Source organism: Burkholderia sp. AW33-5 (assembly GCF_053427615.1).
In genome coordinates, this window is sequence record NZ_JBSAXA010000005.1 from 233,586 (window position 1) to 249,084 (window position 15,499).

Genomic DNA, 15,499 nt, shown 5'->3' on the forward strand with positions numbered 1-15,499 from the left:
GAAGCGAACTGATGAAAAAGCGTCCGCGGCCACGGCCTGCCGTCGTGGCCCTCGATCATCGCCAGATGGATCTGCCGCTCTTCGACGGGCCGACGGCATCGCCGGCACCGTCGGCGCCCGCCGCACCGCCCTCGCCGCCTGAAGCGGCCACGGCCCCCGCGGTGCCCACGGCGCCGCTCGATCCGGGCCCCGCGCCCGATCGCTCCCGCGTCCGCACGTTCGCACTCGACAGCCGTGTGCTCGAATATCGGCTGAAGCGCTCCGCGCGCCGCACGATCGGCTTCACGATCGACGGCAGCGGGCTGTCGATCACCGCGCCGCGCTGGGTCACGCTCGCCGACATCGAAGCGGCCATCGCCGAGAAGCAGCGCTGGATCTTCGCGAAGCTCGCGGAGTGGAAAACCCGCACCGAGCAGCGCGCGCTGCCGCAGATCGACTGGCGCGACGGCGCGCAACTCCCGTATCTCGGCAAGACGATCACGATCGCGCTCGGCGCCGGTGCGCTCGCCTTCGACGCCGATGCGCAGCGGCTGTCGCTGCCGCTGCCCGCGCAAGCCGACATGCAGCAGATCAAGGATCGCGTGCAGGGCTGGCTGCAGGGCGAAGCGAAGCGGATCTTCGGCGAACGCCTCGTCGTCTATGCGGAAATGCTCGGCGTCACGTATTCGATGTACGCGCTGTCGTCGGCCGCGACGCGCTGGGGCAGTTGCTCGAGCGACGGCAAGATCCGGCTGAACTGGCGGCTGATCCACTTCCCGATGTCGATCATCGACTACGTCGTCGCGCACGAGCTGTCGCACCTGCGCGAAATGAACCACAGCCCGGCCTTCTGGCAGACCGTCGAATCGATCTTCCCGGAATTCCGCGAAGCGCGGCACACGCTCAAGCATCACCCGCCCGAGTTGCTGCCGTCGCTGTAACGCGATCGGTCGCACCGAAAATGCGAACGGGCGATGCGGATTCCTCCGCATCGCCCGTTTTCGTTGCGCGCCACGCCCATCGGGCGCCGCGCGCCGCTCATCCCGCGCTCAGTGCGCCTTCTTCTGGATGAACTCGATCTTGTAGCCGTCCGGATCCTCGACGAAAGCGATCACGGTCGTGCCGTGCTTCATCGGACCCGCTTCGCGGGTCACCTTGCCGCCTTGCGCCTTGATCTTGTCGCAGGCCGCGTACGCGTCGTCGACTTCCACCGCCAGATGGCCGAAGCCGTTGCCGAGATCGTAGGACGGCGTCTCCCAGTTATGGGTCAGCTCGATCACGGTGCCCGTGCTTTCCGCTTCATAGCCGACGAACGCGAGCGTGAACTTGCCTTCCGGATAATCCTCGCGACGCAGCAGCTTCATGCCGAGCAATTCGGTGTAGAACTTGATCGAGCGGTCGAGATCGCCGACTCGCAGCATCGTATGCAGCAAACGCATGTGTTGTACTCCTGTGGGGACTTTCCAGAAGCGGAAATTCTACCGGAGTCGGGTGAATCCCGCCGTCGGCGCCCCGTCCGCCAGCGGCCGATACCGGCTTCCGGACGGCGAGCCCGATGCCCGTGCGGCGGCAGTCGTCACCGCACCCGACGGCACCCTGCAAGTCCACCGATCGGGTAACATCCTCCCACCTCGCACCAAAAGCGGGCATGCCGTCCGCCGCTTGAACGCGACCACCACCTCAATCAGCCACACAGCCTGCCGTGCGAAACCGCCGAATCGAGCGCGCCGGACACGACCTCCGTCCGCCGCTGTCCTTGTCCGTGCCCCCTTCCCGCCGCATCGGCGAGGTCCGCCGATGACCGCCCTCGCCGGCACGCCCGCGCGCCGCGCGCTCGACACGCGCGCCATCGGTGTGATGCTGCTGCTGTGCGCGATCTGGGGCTTCCAGCAGGTCGCGATCAAGAGCACGAACGCGGCGATCCCGCCGATGTTCCAGGCAGGGCTGCGCTCGGTGATCGCCGCGCTCCTGCTGTGGGGCTGGGCCCGCTCGCGCGGCACGCCGCTGTTCCGCGCGGACGGCACGCTCGGCGCGGGCATCGCGGCGGGTGCGCTGTTCGCCGGCGAGTTCGTCTGCGTGTTCTTCGGGCTGACGCTGACGAGCGCGTCGCACATGGCGATCTTCCTGTACACGGCCCCGTGCTTCACGGCGCTCGGCCTGCACCTGTTCGCGCCGGGCGAGCGGCTGCAGCGTGTCCAGTGGGCCGGCGTCGGCCTCGCGTTCGCCGGCATCGCGCTCGCGTTCGCGGACGGCTTCCTCAAGCCGCGCGCGCCCGGCGCATCGGTATTGGCCGGGCTCGCCGGCGACGCGCTCGGCATCCTCGGCGGCGCGATGTGGGCCGCGACGACGGTCGTCGTGCGCTCGACGTCGCTCGCGCGGGCCAGCGCGAGCAAGACGCTGTTCTACCAGCTCGCGGTGTCGGCCGTCGTGCTGATCGCGCTCGCCGCGCTACTCGGCCAGACGTCGTTCGCGCAGGTCACGCCGATCGCGCTCGCGAGCCTCGCGTACCAGTCGGTGATCGTCGCGTTCGTCAGCTATCTGTCGTGGTTCTGGCTGCTGACGCGCTACAGCGCGTCGCGGCTGTCGGTGTTCACGTTCCTGTCGCCATTGTTCGGCGTCGCGTTCGGCGTGCTGCTGCTCGGCGAATCGGTCGGCTGGCGCTTCATGTCCGCGGCCGCGCTGGTGCTGACCGGGATCGCGCTCGTCAACGCGCCGCCGCGCGGGCGCGCGTAACGCCGCCCGGCCGCGGTCCGGCCTCGACGAGAACGGCGCGGAAAAACAAAAAGGCTGCCGGTCAGGGCAGCCTCATGAATCTCGAGCCGTCGGGCATCACGCGCGTTGCCCGCGTGGTCCTGCTACTCCGCGGCCTTGCGCACCTTCGCAAGCGCCTGCGCGACGCCGACATATTCGGCCACGCTCACATCCTCCGCGCGTCGCGCGAGGTCGAAGCCGAGCCCGTCGAAATCGATCGTCTCGCGGTAGTCGCCGAGCGTGTTGCGCAGCATCTTCCGACGCTGCGAGAACGCTGCCGTGACCACTTCGCCGAGCAGCACGGGATCGACGTCCGGCAGTTCGTGCGGCTCGTACGGAATCATCCGGACGATCGCCGAATCGACCTTCGGCGGCGGCTGGAACGACTCCGGCGGCACGTCGAGCATCTTGTCCATCACGTAGCGGTACTGCAGCATCACCGACAGCCGCGAGAACGCCTTCGTGCCCGGCTCCGCGACCATCCGTTCGACGACCTCGTTCTGCAGCATGAAATGCTGGTCGATGACCACGCCTGCGAACGTCATCAGGTGAAACAGCAGCGGGCTGGAAATGTTGTACGGCAGGTTGCCGACGATCCGCAGCGACGGCTTGTCGCCGGGCGCCGCGAGCGAGCCGAAGTCGAACGCGAGCGCATCGCCCGCGTGCAGTTCCAGCAGTGCGCCGAAGCGCTGCTTCAGGCGCCCGATCAGGTCGCGGTCGAGCTCGACCGCATGCAGCGGCGACTCGGGCGTCGCGAGGCGCGCGATCAGCGGCTCGGTCAGCGCGCCGAGGCCGGGGCCGATCTCGACCATTCGCTGGCCGCGCGCGGGGCCGATCGTCGCGACGATCGAGTCGATCACGCCGTGATCGACGAGGAAGTTCTGCCCGAAGCGCTTGCGCGCGAAGTGGCCTTGGTGCTGTCTGCTGTTCGACATCGACTGAGAAAAACGAAAAATACGACGAATGAAGTCAGGCCTGGGGCCGTGGGCGTCAGGCCGCGCGGCGATGGCGCGCCATCGTGACGGCCGTGTCGAGCGCGGCGACCATGCTGCCCGGATCCGCACGGCCCGTGCCGGCCAGATCCAGCGCGGTGCCGTGATCGACCGAGGTGCGGATGATCGGCAACCCGAGCGTGACGTTGATGCCCTCGCCGAAGGTCGCATACTTCAGCACGGGCAAGCCCTGATCGTGGAACATCGCGAGCACGCAATCGGCATCCTCGAGATAGCGCGGCTGGAACAACGTATCGGCCGGATACGGGCCGCGCGCGTCGATGCCCTGCGCTTGCGCGCGCGCGAGCGCCGGCGAGATCACGTCGATCTCCTCGCGCCCGAGATAGCCGTTCTCGCCCGCATGCGGGTTCAGCCCCGTCACGAGGATGCGCGGCGCGACGAGGCCGAAGTCCCGCCGCAGGTCGCGATCGACGATCGCCAGCGTCTCGACGAGCCCGTCGATCGTCAGCGCGGCCGACACGTCCTTCAGCGGCAGGTGCGTGGTCGCGAGCGCGACGCGCAGCGGCCGCTCGCCGGTGCCCGCCAGCATCATCACGACGCACGGCGTGTGCGTGCGTTCCGCAAGGTATTCGGTATGGCCGGTAAACGGTACGCCGGCATCGTTGATCGTGCTCTTCTGCAGCGGTGCGGTGACGATCGCGTCGAACCGGCCCGCCATCGCACCGTCGATCGCGGCATCGAGCAGCGCGAGCACGTAGCGGCCATTGGCCGCATCGAGCTTGCCGGCCCGTGCGGGCACGGCGAGCGGATGGTGCTCGACCGACACCGGCCCGCCGCCGGCGAGCACTGCACGGTCGGCACCGACGGCCGCCGCGCGCGCGTCGAGCAGCGCGGCGTCGCCGAGCACGGTGAAATGCGCGCCCGGCCAGCGCTGCGCGGCATCCTGCAACGCCTGCACGGTCAGCTCCGGGCCGACACCCGCGGGTTCGCCGGTCGTGATCGCGATCTGCAGCGCGGATGCCGTCATGCGAAGCTCGCTCAGTTCGCCGGGCCGACGCCGCCGATCTTGTACTGCACGTACGACGAATCGCGCAGCTCGCGCAGCCAGTCGGCGTACGCCTGCTCGGCCTTGCGCTGGCCGATCGCCTGGCGCGCGATATCCATCTGCTGCTGCACCGAGCCTTCCGCTTCGCGGCGCTCCATCACCTGGATCAGGTGGTAGCCGTACTCGGTACGAATCGGCTGGCTGATCTGGCCGTCCTGCAGATTGTTCATCGCGCGCTCGAATTCCGGCACGGTCTCGCCCGGGCTGATCCAGCCGAGATCGCCGCCCTGCGACGCCGAACCGTCCTGCGAGTAGGTGCGCGCGAACTTCGCGAAATCGCCGCCCGCCTCGACCTGGCGGCGGATGTCCTGCAGCTGCTGGCGCGCCTGGCCTTCCGACTTGCCTTCGCCGACGCGCAACAGGATGTGGCGCACGTGCGTCTGGACGATCTTCGGTGCCGCGGCGGTCGCACCCTGGCTCTGGCGGCGGTCGACGAGACGCACGATCTCGAAGCCGTCCGGCACGCGGATCAGCGTCGGGTTGACCTGGCCCGGGCGCAGCTTCGATGCGGCGTCGACGACGTCGGCCGGCAGCGCGCCCGGCGCCTTGAAGCCGAGATCGCCGCCCTTCTTCGCGTCGTTCGCTTCCGAATTGTTCTTCGCGAGCTTCTCGAAATCGGCGCCCGACGTGGCCTGCTGCAGCAGCGCTTCAGCCTTCTTCTGCGCGGCTTCGATGTCGGCTTGCGGCGCGTTGGTCGGTGCCTTGATGAAGATGTGCTGGAAGCGCAGGTCCTGCTGCTGCGATGCGTTCGGCCCGCGCTGGCTCGCGATGTAGTTCGCGACCTCGGCATCCGACACGGTGATCTTGCCGTCGACCTCGCGCTCGCGCAGCTTCGACAGCATCAGCTCGGTGCGGGCGTCGCTCGTGAATACGCTCCAGGGCACCCCTTGCGCCACGATCCGCGCGCGGTACTGCTCGAGCGTCATCCCGTTCGCCTGCGCGAGACGCTGCAGCGTGGACTGCACGGTCGCGTCGTCGATGCGGATCCCGTCGTCCTTGGCCTTCTGCACCTGGATGCGTTCGAGCACCATCTGGTTCAGCACCTGCGCGCGCAGCTGGTCGGCCGGCGGCACGGGTGCGTTCTGTTGCTGCAGCCGGCGCGAGATCAGGCCGACGCGCTGGTCGAGTTCGCGGCCCGTGATCACGTCGTTGTTGACGACCGCGACGACTTCGTCGGCGAGCTGCGCGCCTTGCGAACCAAGCGCCTGCGCCGCGGCCGGCGCGGCGGCGAGCAGCGCGGCGGACGCGGCGAGGCTGGACACGACTGCCGCGAAACGAAGGGTTTTCTTCATTGCCACTGATACTCCATTGAAATCGTGCTGACCGTGCAGACAAGCCGGCGTTACTCGTAATTGCTGAAGCGGGACATCGGCGGCGGCGCGGACGGCAGCGGCGTGTAGCCCGGCACCCCGGCGCGGAATGCGGCCACGAGACCGTTGTCGACGCTCGACAGCCCCTTCAACGTCAGCTGCATCATGACTCGCGTCGACGAATTCTGCTGCCCCGACGTGTTCACGCCGTTCGCGTACCGCTGGACACCGACTCCGAGCGCCCAGCAATCCGCGTCGTATTGTAAGCCGAGCAGACCGTCGACGACCCGGTCGGCGGCCAGGTCGTAGTTGAAGCGGCCGATCGCATACAGGCGGCGCGTGAGCGGCCATTGCGCGGACACCAGGAACTGGTTGATCGGCTGGTTGTCGAGCGTCGTGTTCGCACGCGTATAGCGGTAGCCGACGTTGATCACGCGGCGCTCGCCCGGGCTGAAACCGAAACCGACGCTCGACTTCACGAGCTGGTTGTTGTTCTGGTTGTACTGGAACGCCGTCTCCGACATGAAGCCGGAGCCGAGTTTCAGCGCGGCGCCGACGATCAGGTCCGAGTGGCGCGCCAGCACGGCGCTCTGCCCGGAATTCAGCGTGACGCGCTGGTCGGCGAAATAGTACTGCTGCGCGACCACGAAGCGCGCGCGTTCGTCGCCCGTGCGCGGATCGATGAAGCGCGACGTCAGGCCGGCCGTGATCCGGTTCGCGTCCGCGATCCGGTCGTTGCCGACGAACGTGTTCGGCTGGTAGATCTCCGCGAGGCCGAAGTCCGATTCCGCGGTGTCGAACAGCGGCGCGTTCGACTGGTCGCGATACGGCGTGTACACGTAGTACAGGCGCGGCTCGAGCGTCTGGATGAAGTCCTGGCCGAACAGGCGCACCGAGCGGTCGAAGATCAGGCCCGAGTCGAAGCTCACGGTCGGAATCGACTCGGTGAAGCGCTTCGGGTTGTTCGGCGTGCGCGACGACAGATAGTTCAGGTCGTACGACGCGAAGTGATACTGGACCTTCGGCACGACGAAGTAGCCGGGGCCGTACACGCCGTATGCGATGTACGGGTTGAAAACGATGCGGTCGCCTTCGGTCGCATCGGCGGTCGTGATGCGGAACCGGGAATAGTCGGCTTCCGCGCCGAAGTCGAAGCCGCCGACGTTGTACTTCGTGTACTTCACGTTCAACTGCGGTTCGCGGCTGTACGGCGCGATCGACGGCGGCAGCGTCTGCCAGTGCTGATAGCGCGCGAGCACCGACCACGGGCCGTTGTTGTACGTGAGGCCGGCTTCCTGCTGGTACAGCGTCTGCGTCCCGTTGACGAACTGGTTCATCGACCCAAGGTCTTCGGGATACGTATCGTCCGAGACCTTGTTGTAGTAGACGTAGCCGCCGAAACCGCCGCCGAAGTTCTGCTGGTGCTGCCAGTAGATCGCGTAGCGGTTGCGGTGCGCGAGCCGGTCGTCGGGCAGGTAATTGGCCGTAAACGTGCCCGAATACGACGGCGACAGATAGCGGAACGTCGCTTCGGTCTGCACGCCGCGCCGCGAGATGATGCGCGGCGTGATCGTCAGGTCGCGGTTCGGCGCGATGTTGAAGTAGTACGGCAGCGTCAGCTCGAACCCGTTGTTCGAGTTCATCGAGAACGTCGGCGGCAAGAGGCCGCTGCGCCGCTCGCCCGACAGCGGGAACGTCATCCACGGGCTCGCGAAGATCGGCACGCCCTGGAAGAACAGCACGCCGTTGCGCGCGGTGCCTTCGTCGGCGCCCGTGTCGAAGTCGAAACGGCTGCCCTTGATGTACCACGCGGGGTTGGTCGAGCACTGGCACGCGGTGTAGGTGCCGTTGACGAACACCGAGCGCTCGCTGTCGAGCAGGTCGACGCGCTCCGCGCTGCCGGACCCGCCCGTCACGTTGAAGTGGTACTTCGGCGCCGTCATGAAGCCCTGGTTCGCCTCGACCTTCAGATGCGCCTCGGGGCCCGCGAACGACGTGCCGCCGTTGATTACCTTGACCTGGCCGTACGCGTCGGCCATGTCGGTATCCTGATCGTAGTGGATCGCGTCGGCCTTCACGACCGCGTCGCCGCGGCGCAGCTCGGCCGAGCCCTTCGCGGCGAGGTCCTGATCGGCCGTGCCGCTCGTATGGTCGGCAATCACGAAGGTGGCCGGCTTCGCGCCGTCCTTCAGCGGATGATCCTCGAGCTGCGGGGCGAGACGCAGGTCCCACGGCGAGTCGAGCGGCTGCGGCTGCGCGGCCGCGCCCGACAGCTGCGCGTACGACACGGCCGGCACGAGGCCGGGCACGGCCAGCAGCGCGAGCGCGAGCCGCCGTTTGCGCGGCGCCCCGTCACCGGGGAAGACATTCGGGAATAGCGGTTTGGGCGGCATCTATCGTTTGGCGAATCGCCCCTTGTCAACCGCACCTGCACGGCACATTCGCGCGCGGCGGGCCGCGCCGTCGCACCGCGACTGCGGCTGAGCGCAAACCGGGGGGGCGATCGGGCGGACGGCGCGACAGGCGGCGAGCCTGCACGGCGGAAGCTGACGCGGGGCGCGTCAAAAAAGTCGTGGGGTATTATATGGCAAGACGTTCCCCCCTCCGCCGAGTTTCATGACACCCCCATCCGCCGCATCCCAGCCCGACGCCCGCCTCGACGCACTGACCGCGTGGCTGCGTCCGCTCGCCGAGCGCTTCGCCCTCGACCTGTCGACCCTCGCACCCGCGTCGTCGGACGCCAGTTTCCGCCGCTATTTCCGGGTCGCGTCGGCCACGCGCCCCGGCGGCTCGCTGGTCGCGGTCGACGCGCCGCCGCCCGAGAAATGTCGCGAATTCGTTCAGGTCGCGCAGTTGCTCGCCGCGGCCGGCGACCATGTGCCAGACGTGCTGGCCCACGATTTCGACGCGGGCTTCATGCTCGTGACCGACCTCGGACGCACGTCGTACATCTCGGTGCTCGATCCGGCCGACCCGGTCGCGGCGCGCCCGTTGATGCGCGACGCGCTCGACGCGCTGATCCGCTTCCAGCTGAGCTCGAAGCCCGACGTGCTGCCGCCGTTCGACGAGGCATTCCTGCGCCGCGAGATGGAGCTGCTGCCCGAATGGTTCGTCGGCCGGCACCTCGGCAAGCCCGTCACCGACGCGATGCGCGGCACGCTCGACCGCACCTTCGCACTGCTGGTCGCGAGCGCCCATGCGCAGCCGCAGGGCTTCATGCTGCGCGATTTCATGCCGCGCAACCTGATGGTCTGCGAACCGAACCCCGGTGTGCTCGACTTCCAGGACGCCGTGTACGGGCCGCTGACGTACGACGTCGTGTCGCTGTTGCGCGACGCGTTCATCAGCTGGGACGAGGAGTTCGAGCTCGACTGCTTCGCGTATTACTGGGAAAAGGCGAAGAAGGCCGGCCTGCCGGTCGATCCGGACTTCGGCGAGTTCTACCGCCAGCTCGAATGGATGGGGCTGCAGCGCCACATCAAGATCCTCGGCCTGTTCGCGCGGATCAACTACCGCGACGGCAAGCCGCATTACCTGAACGATCTGCCGCGCTTCCTCGCGTACGCGCGCAAGGTCGCGCTGCGCTACCGCCCGCTCGTGCCGTTCGCGAAGCTGCTCGACGAGCTCGAGGGCAAGGGCGCGGCCGACGTCGGCTATACGTTCTGACCGCCCTCACATTCAGCCGAACATGAGCACTACCCTGACCACGGCGATGATTTTCGCCGCCGGGCGCGGCGAGCGGATGCGCCCGCTGACCGACACCCGCCCGAAGCCGCTGCTCGAAGTCGGCGGCAAGTCGCTGATCGTCTGGCAGATCGAGGCGCTCGCGCGCGCGGGCATCGAAACGATCGTGATCAACCACGCGTGGCTCGGCGAACAGCTCGAGGCAACGCTCGGCGACGGCTCGCGCTGGGGCGTTCGACTCGCGTATTCGGCCGAAGGCGACGCGCTGGAAACCGCCGGTGGCATCGCACAGGCGCTGCCGCTGCTCGAGCGCGACGGCCGGCCGACGGTGTTCGCGGCGGTCGCGGGCGACGTGTACTGCGCATTCGACTACCGGACGCTTGCCGCCCGCGCCGCGCGGATGGCCGCGCTCGACGCGCCCGCGATGCATCTCGTGATGGTGCCGAACCCGCCGTTCCACCCGGACGGCGATTTCGTGCTCCGCGACGACGGCCGGCTGGCGCTCGCCGGCGCCCCGCGCGTCACGTTCGGCAGCATCGGCGTGTACGACACGCGGATGTTCCACGACATCGTGCCCGGCACGCACCGGCCGCTGACGCCGTATTTCAAGGCGACCATCGAGGCCGGCCGCGCGAGCGGCGAATTGTATGAAGGTATCTGGGAGAACGTCGGCACGCCCGCGCAGCTGGGCGAACTGGATGCGCGGCTGCGTGCCGCCGCAGGCTGATCGTTTCTCGGCCTGGCCGTCGAGCCACAGGGCGCGGCGGCCAAGGGCCGGCAAGGCCGATGACGGCCCGGCCGATCGTCGGCAGGCCGCTCCTGAATCAAATGCCGCTCACGCCGCGCCGGAGCACCCGGCCGTGACGGCGCAACGCCGCCCGATGCCGAACGGTCGCTGAACCGACCGTTCCCGCGCCGCCCGGCGCGGCATCCACGCTCACGCGGCCTCGGCCGCTTCCCCGCCCGCCGCCGCGCGCTGCTGCTGCAGCGCCCACATCTGCGCATACAGCCCGTCCGCGCGCACGAGTTCGTCATGCGTGCCGCGCTCGACGATCCGCCCATGGTCCATCACGAGAATCTGCTGCGCATGCACGACCGTCGACAGCCGGTGCGCGATCACGAGCGTCGTGCGGTGCCGCGCGATCTGGTCGAGTTCGTGCTGGATCGCGCGCTCCGAGCGCGAATCGAGCGCCGACGTCGCCTCGTCGAACAGCAGCACCGGCGGATCCTTCAACAGCGTGCGCGCGATCGCGACGCGCTGCTTCTCGCCGCCCGACAGCTTCAGCCCGCGCTCGCCGACCGGCGTGTCATAGCCCTTCGGCAAGCTCTCGATGAAGTCGTGGATGTGGGCGGCACGCGCGGCCGCGATCACTTCGTCACGGCTCGCGGTCGGCCGGCCATAGGCGATGTTGTAATAGATCGAGTCGTTGAACAGCACGGTGTCCTGCGGCACGATCCCGATCGATGCACGCAGCGAATCCTGCGTGACGTCGCGAATGTCCTGGCCGTCGATCCGGATCGCACCGCCCCCCTGCCGGTCGAGATCGTAGAAGCGGAACAGCAGCCGCGACAGCGTCGACTTGCCTGACCCGCTGTGCCCGACCACCGCGGTCGTCGTGCCCGCGTCGATCGTAAACGTCACGTCGTGCAGGATTTGCCGCGACGCTTCGTACGCGAAGTTCACGTGCTCGAAGCGGACCTGCGCGCCGGCCACCGCGAGCGGCCGCGCGTCGGGCGCGTCCGCGACTTCCTTCGCGGCCGACAGCAGTCCGAACATGCGGTCCATGTCGGTGAGGCTCTGCTTCAGTTCGCGATACACGACGCCGAGAAAATTCAGCGGGATATACAACTGCAGCATGAACGTGTTGATCAGCACGAGATCACCGAGCGTCAGCTTGCCGGCCAGCACGCCCTGCGTCGCGCGCCACAGGATGAACACGAGCCCGGTGCCGATGATCGCCTGCTGGCCGAAGTTCAACACCGACAGCGAATTCTGCGAGCGGATCGCGGCCTTGCGGTAGCGCTTCAGGTTTTCGTCGTAGCGCTGCGCCTCCCACTCCTCGTTGCCGAAGTACTTCACCGTCTCGTAGTTGATCAGCGAATCGATCGCCCGCGAGTTCGCGCGCGAATCGAGTTCGTTCATCGTGCGGCGAAAGTGCGTTCGCCAGTTGGTGACCTTCACGGTGAACACGATGTACGTGACCAGCGCCGCGAACGTCACGTATGCGTAGTACGCCTCGTACTTGACCACGAAGAAGCCGAGCACGAGCCCGACCTCGACGAGCGTCGGCAGGATGCTGTACAGCGAATAGGAAATCAGTTGCTGGATGCCGCGCGTGCCGCGTTCGATGTCGCGCGACATGCCGCCCGTCTGGCGCTCGAGATGAAAGCGCAGCGACAGCCCGTGCAGGTGCCGGAACACCTGCAGCGCGAGCTGGCGCACCGCGCTCTCGGTGACCTTCGAGAACAGGATCTCGCGCAGCTCGGTGAAGAGCGACGTCGACAGCCGCACGAGCGCATAGGCGATGACCAGCAGGCCGACGCCGCCCGCCAGCACGATGCCGGCCGACTGCTCCGCGCGACCGAGCGCGGTGAGTTGCTGCACCGCCGACAGATGATCGACGATGCGTTTCATCACGACCGGCACGCCGAGGTTCGCGACCTTCGCGCCGATCAGGCAGCCGAGCGCGAGCGCGACGCGCCATTTGTAGGTGGCCAGGTACGGCAGCAGCGACCGGATGGTCTGCCAGTCGTTGCGAGGCCCGGTCTGAGCCGGCGCGGGCTCGCCGGAAGCGGAATATCGGCGCATGGGGGGAAGGATCGGCGGGGTGCGGCACGCGTTGCGGTGGCGGCCGGCTCGCCCGCTTTCTCGTACAATTTGCGAACGTTGTATTGTCGCAGAAGCCGCTACGCGCCGCTGCCGGCGGCCTCGCCGGCTGGCCTGCGCGCGGCGGCGCATTTATTACAGGATGAAAGCCCCCGCCATGACCAATTCGACCCTCGAACTTCCGCAAAAGCAGCCCGCGCTGCGCGTCGTCCCGCAACCGCACGACGCGAACGTCCACGGCGACGTGTTCGGCGGCTGGATCATGTCGCAGGTCGACATCGCCGGCTCGATCCCCGCGAGCCAGCGCGCGAATGGCCGCGTCGCGACGGTCGCGGTCAATTCGTTCGTGTTCAAGCAGCCGGTGTTCGTCGGCGATTTGCTGAGCTTCTACGCCACCATCATGCGCACCGGCAACACGTCGGTGACGGTCGACGTCGAGGTGTACGCGCAGCGCATGCGCCTGATGGGCGAAATCGTGAAGGTCACCGAAGCAACGCTCACCTACGTCGCGACCGGCCCCGACCGCAAGCCGCGGCCACTGCCGCCGCTCTGATCGGCGCGCGCCGCGCTGCGGCGCCGCACGCGGCCCGTCAGTGCGTGGCCGTCAGCCCGAACTCCCGCATCGCCGGCAGGAAGTCGTGATTGAGCTTCGGCTTGCGCGACAGCTTCATCAGCACGTAGCGCTGGAACGGCGCGAGCCGCTGCCACTGCGCGAGCGCGGGCGCCTGCAGCCCGGCCAGCGCGCTCTGCTGCACCAGCGCGTCCGGCACCGAATCGGTCGCTCGCCAGCTCGGCTGCTCGTCGGGCTGGAACCACGACGGTTCGAGGTCGGCGTGCGTGCGCAGCATTTCGAACAGCGCGTGATCGAAATTGGGCTCGATCGCGGTGTCGTCGTCGGCCGGGAAGCGTGCGAGCAGCTTGCGGTCCTCGAGCGGCAGCAGCTGCCACTGCTCCAGTGAAATCCGCAGACCGAAACGGTCGAGATTGAAACGCACGATCATCGGGATGTACGTCAGGTTTTCCGACGAATCGTGTTCGAAATTGAATAGCAGCGGAGCGTCGCTGAGTCCCATGGTCGTTACCTGAGTGGCGGATGCCGGCGCGGCCGGCCTGCCTGAGGTATTTTAGAACCTCTGCGCGCGAGCGGCGGACACGATCGTCGCCGCCCCGCCACGAATCAACGGGAGTGCTCGTGAATCCGACTGAAACAGAAGAACCGCGCGGCGCGATCGAGCTGTCCGTGCGCCGCACGCGCGGCGGCGCCGTCGAAACCGCGCACGATTACGTCGGCCAGGAATGGCCGGTCGCGCTGGTCTTCAACGGCATCTCGCACGCGGTGATGATGTGCACGCCGCGCGACCTCGAGGCGTTCGCGGTCGGCTTCGCGATCTCGGAAGGGATCGTCGAACGCGGCAGCGACATCAAGGACATCGAGGTGATCCTGCACGCCAATGCATCGCTGCCGCACGCGGAGGTGCATCTGGAGGTCGTCCAGCAGGCCTTCGCCGCGCTGAAGGACCGCCGCCGCGCGCTCGCGGGGCGTACCGGCTGCGGCGTGTGCGGGATCGAGAGCATCGACCTGCTCGACCTCGCGCCCGAACGGGTGCCCGACACCGGCTTTCTCGCGCGCCTCGCGCCGGACGCGCTCGCGCGCGCGGCCCACGCGCTGCCGGTGCACCAGGCGCTCACGCAACTCACCGGCGGCCTGCACGCGGCCGCGTGGTGCGACGCAACAGGCGCGATCCGGATGGCGTTCGAGGATGTCGGCCGCCACAACGCGCTCGACAAGCTGATCGGCTCGCTCGTGCTGTCGCGCGCCGACGCGACCGACGGCTTCGTGTTCCTGTCGAGCCGCGCGAGCTACGAGCTCGTGCGCAAGTCGGCGCAGGTCGGAATCCCGATGGTCGCGACGATCTCCGCGCCGTCGTCGCTCGCGATCGAGATCGCGAAGGCGGCCGGCCTGCGGCTGGTCTGCTTCTGCCGCGAAACCGGCCACGTCGATTACGGCACGGCCTGATGCCGGCCGCCCGGCCGCTGCGTCAGTCGAACTGACGGAAATCCGGCTTACGCTTCTCGAAGAACGCGGTCATCGCCTCGCGGGCTTCCGGCGCGCGCAGCATCGCGGAGAAGTGGCCGGCTTCCTCGTTCATCCGCGCGGCAACGGACACCCCGCCCGTCTCCTTCAGCAACGCCTTCGTCACGCGCAGCGACGACGCCGGCAGCGCCGCGAGCTTCGCGGCCTGCTTCGCCGCGAATGCGTCGAGCTCGGCGGCCGGCAGCACGCGGTTGACGATGCCGATGCGGTGCGCTTCCAGCGCGTCGAACGCTTCGCCGAGCAGCAGCTTTTCAGCGGCGACCTGATGGCCGGCCAGGCGCGGCAGCAGCACGCTCGATGCGGCTTCCGGGCACAGCCCGAGCTGCGCGAACGGCAGCGAGAATGCCGCGGTGTCGGCAGCGTAGACGAGATCGCAGTGCAGCAGCATCGTCACGCCGACACCGACCGCGATGCCCGGCACCGCGGCGACGATCGGCTTGGTCGCACCGCTGATCCGCGCGAGAAACTGGAATACCGACGCGTTCTCGTCCTTCGGCGGCGCCTTCAGGAAATCCTCGAGATCGTTCCCCGCGCTGAAGTTGCCGTCGCTGCCGCGCAGCAGGATCACGCGGATCGCCTTGTCTTCCTGCGCGTCGGCGAGCGCATCGGCCATCGTCTGGTACATCGCCGCCGTCAGCGCGTTCTTCTTCGCCGGGCGCGCGATCGTGATCGTCATCACGCCGTCGGCGCGTTCCACTTGAATTTCGGCCACAACCGTCTCCTTTGACTTTCCTCTTCCGGAATGAAAAACGGTGCGCAAGCTCGTGGCTCGCGCACCGTGATCGCTACTGTCCC

14 protein-coding genes are annotated in these 15,499 nt (G+C 68.1%); 6 read left to right on the forward strand and 8 right to left on the reverse strand.

Going from position 1 to position 15,499, the window contains the following annotated elements; genetic code table 11:
• Nucleotides 1-11 precede the first annotated feature (11 nt).
• Nucleotides 12-920, forward strand: coding sequence for a M48 family metallopeptidase (locus tag ACV22V_RS12695; RefSeq protein WP_059820423.1), 909 nt, complete (start codon nt 12-14; stop codon nt 918-920).
• Between the two features lie 108 nt (nt 921-1,028).
• Here ACV22V_RS12695 and gloA read toward each other — a convergent pair whose 3' ends face one another.
• On the reverse strand, nt 1,029-1,418 hold the full coding sequence (gene gloA, locus ACV22V_RS12700) for a lactoylglutathione lyase (RefSeq protein ID WP_223962229.1): 390 nt from the start codon (nt 1,416-1,418) through the stop codon (nt 1,029-1,031).
• 358 nt (nt 1,419-1,776) lie between these two features.
• Between gloA and ACV22V_RS12705 the strand changes: the two genes are divergently transcribed.
• Nucleotides 1,777-2,712, forward strand: coding sequence for a DMT family transporter (locus ACV22V_RS12705; RefSeq protein ID WP_448014064.1), 936 nt, complete (start codon nt 1,777-1,779; stop codon nt 2,710-2,712).
• 122 nt (nt 2,713-2,834) lie between these two features.
• Here the strand turns inward: ACV22V_RS12705 and rsmA are convergent, their stop codons facing one another.
• From rsmA to ACV22V_RS12725, 4 genes are read right to left on the reverse strand one after another with little or no spacing between them, the layout of a single operon-like run.
• Nucleotides 2,835-3,665, reverse strand: a complete 831-nt coding sequence (gene rsmA / locus ACV22V_RS12710; protein ID WP_059690644.1) for a 16S rRNA (adenine(1518)-N(6)/adenine(1519)-N(6))-dimethyltransferase RsmA — start codon at nt 3,663-3,665, stop codon at nt 2,835-2,837.
• Between the two features lie 55 nt (nt 3,666-3,720).
• The gene (gene pdxA / locus ACV22V_RS12715; RefSeq protein WP_448014066.1) at nt 3,721-4,710 is read right to left on the reverse strand and encodes a 4-hydroxythreonine-4-phosphate dehydrogenase PdxA; all 990 of its coding nucleotides are present in this window, start codon (nt 4,708-4,710) and stop codon (nt 3,721-3,723) included.
• Between the two features lie 11 nt (nt 4,711-4,721).
• Nucleotides 4,722-6,080: a peptidylprolyl isomerase gene (locus ACV22V_RS12720; protein ID WP_059528154.1), complete on the reverse strand. Its 1,359-nt coding sequence runs from the start codon at nt 6,078-6,080 to the stop codon at nt 4,722-4,724.
• A 50-nt stretch (nt 6,081-6,130) separates the two neighbouring features.
• Nucleotides 6,131-8,491, reverse strand: a complete 2,361-nt coding sequence (locus ACV22V_RS12725; protein WP_448014067.1) for an LPS-assembly protein LptD — start codon at nt 8,489-8,491, stop codon at nt 6,131-6,133.
• A gap of 223 nt (nt 8,492-8,714) precedes the next feature.
• On the opposite strand from ACV22V_RS12725, the gene ACV22V_RS12730 reads away from it, so the two are divergent.
• Both ACV22V_RS12730 and murU read left to right on the forward strand, forming a co-directional pair.
• Nucleotides 8,715-9,764, forward strand: coding sequence for an aminoglycoside phosphotransferase family protein (locus ACV22V_RS12730; protein WP_059820383.1), 1,050 nt, complete (start codon nt 8,715-8,717; stop codon nt 9,762-9,764).
• A 22-nt stretch (nt 9,765-9,786) separates the two neighbouring features.
• A complete protein-coding gene (gene murU, locus ACV22V_RS12735; protein WP_448014069.1) occupies nt 9,787-10,509 on the forward strand; it encodes an N-acetylmuramate alpha-1-phosphate uridylyltransferase MurU in 723 nt (240 codons plus the stop codon).
• A 210-nt stretch (nt 10,510-10,719) separates the two neighbouring features.
• On the opposite strand, the gene ACV22V_RS12740 is transcribed toward murU, so the two are convergent.
• Nucleotides 10,720-12,591, reverse strand: a complete 1,872-nt coding sequence (locus tag ACV22V_RS12740) for an ABCB family ABC transporter ATP-binding protein/permease (protein WP_448014070.1) — start codon at nt 12,589-12,591, stop codon at nt 10,720-10,722.
• A 175-nt stretch (nt 12,592-12,766) separates the two neighbouring features.
• On the opposite strand from ACV22V_RS12740, the gene ACV22V_RS12745 reads away from it, so the two are divergent.
• Entirely contained in the window at nt 12,767-13,162 is a 396-nt protein-coding gene (locus tag ACV22V_RS12745) for an acyl-CoA thioesterase (RefSeq protein WP_448014072.1), read from the forward strand.
• Between the two features lie 37 nt (nt 13,163-13,199).
• Here the strand turns inward: ACV22V_RS12745 and ACV22V_RS12750 are convergent, their stop codons facing one another.
• Nucleotides 13,200-13,682: a nitrate reductase associated protein gene (locus ACV22V_RS12750; RefSeq protein ID WP_448014074.1), complete on the reverse strand. Its 483-nt coding sequence runs from the start codon at nt 13,680-13,682 to the stop codon at nt 13,200-13,202.
• 113 nt (nt 13,683-13,795) lie between these two features.
• On the opposite strand from ACV22V_RS12750, the gene fdhD reads away from it, so the two are divergent.
• Entirely contained in the window at nt 13,796-14,626 is an 831-nt protein-coding gene (gene fdhD / locus ACV22V_RS12755; RefSeq protein ID WP_448014076.1) for a formate dehydrogenase accessory sulfurtransferase FdhD, read from the forward strand.
• Nucleotides 14,627-14,648: 22 nt separating this feature from the next.
• Here the strand turns inward: fdhD and ACV22V_RS12760 are convergent, their stop codons facing one another.
• Nucleotides 14,649-15,416: an enoyl-CoA hydratase gene (locus ACV22V_RS12760; protein WP_059690650.1), complete on the reverse strand. Its 768-nt coding sequence runs from the start codon at nt 15,414-15,416 to the stop codon at nt 14,649-14,651.
• Nucleotides 15,417-15,499: the final 83 nt, after the last annotated feature.

Coding starts and splice junctions, on each gene's coding strand:
- murU (WP_448014069.1), top strand. CDS start 9,787: ATGAGCACTACCCTGACCACGGCGATGATTTTCGCCGCCGGGCGCGGC.
- ACV22V_RS12740 (WP_448014070.1), bottom strand. CDS start 12,591: ATGCGCCGATATTCCGCTTCCGGCGAGCCCGCGCCGGCTCAGACCGGG.
- ACV22V_RS12745 (WP_448014072.1), top strand. CDS start 12,767: ATGACCAATTCGACCCTCGAACTTCCGCAAAAGCAGCCCGCGCTGCGC.
- ACV22V_RS12705 (WP_448014064.1), top strand. CDS start 1,777: ATGACCGCCCTCGCCGGCACGCCCGCGCGCCGCGCGCTCGACACGCGC.
- pdxA (WP_448014066.1), bottom strand. CDS start 4,710: ATGACGGCATCCGCGCTGCAGATCGCGATCACGACCGGCGAACCCGCG.
- ACV22V_RS12720 (WP_059528154.1), bottom strand. CDS start 6,080: ATGAAGAAAACCCTTCGTTTCGCGGCAGTCGTGTCCAGCCTCGCCGCG.
- ACV22V_RS12695 (WP_059820423.1), top strand. CDS start 12: ATGAAAAAGCGTCCGCGGCCACGGCCTGCCGTCGTGGCCCTCGATCAT.
- ACV22V_RS12725 (WP_448014067.1), bottom strand. CDS start 8,491: ATGCCGCCCAAACCGCTATTCCCGAATGTCTTCCCCGGTGACGGGGCG.
- ACV22V_RS12750 (WP_448014074.1), bottom strand. CDS start 13,682: ATGGGACTCAGCGACGCTCCGCTGCTATTCAATTTCGAACACGATTCG.
- rsmA (WP_059690644.1), bottom strand. CDS start 3,665: ATGTCGAACAGCAGACAGCACCAAGGCCACTTCGCGCGCAAGCGCTTC.
- gloA (WP_223962229.1), bottom strand. CDS start 1,418: ATGCGTTTGCTGCATACGATGCTGCGAGTCGGCGATCTCGACCGCTCG.
- ACV22V_RS12730 (WP_059820383.1), top strand. CDS start 8,715: ATGACACCCCCATCCGCCGCATCCCAGCCCGACGCCCGCCTCGACGCA.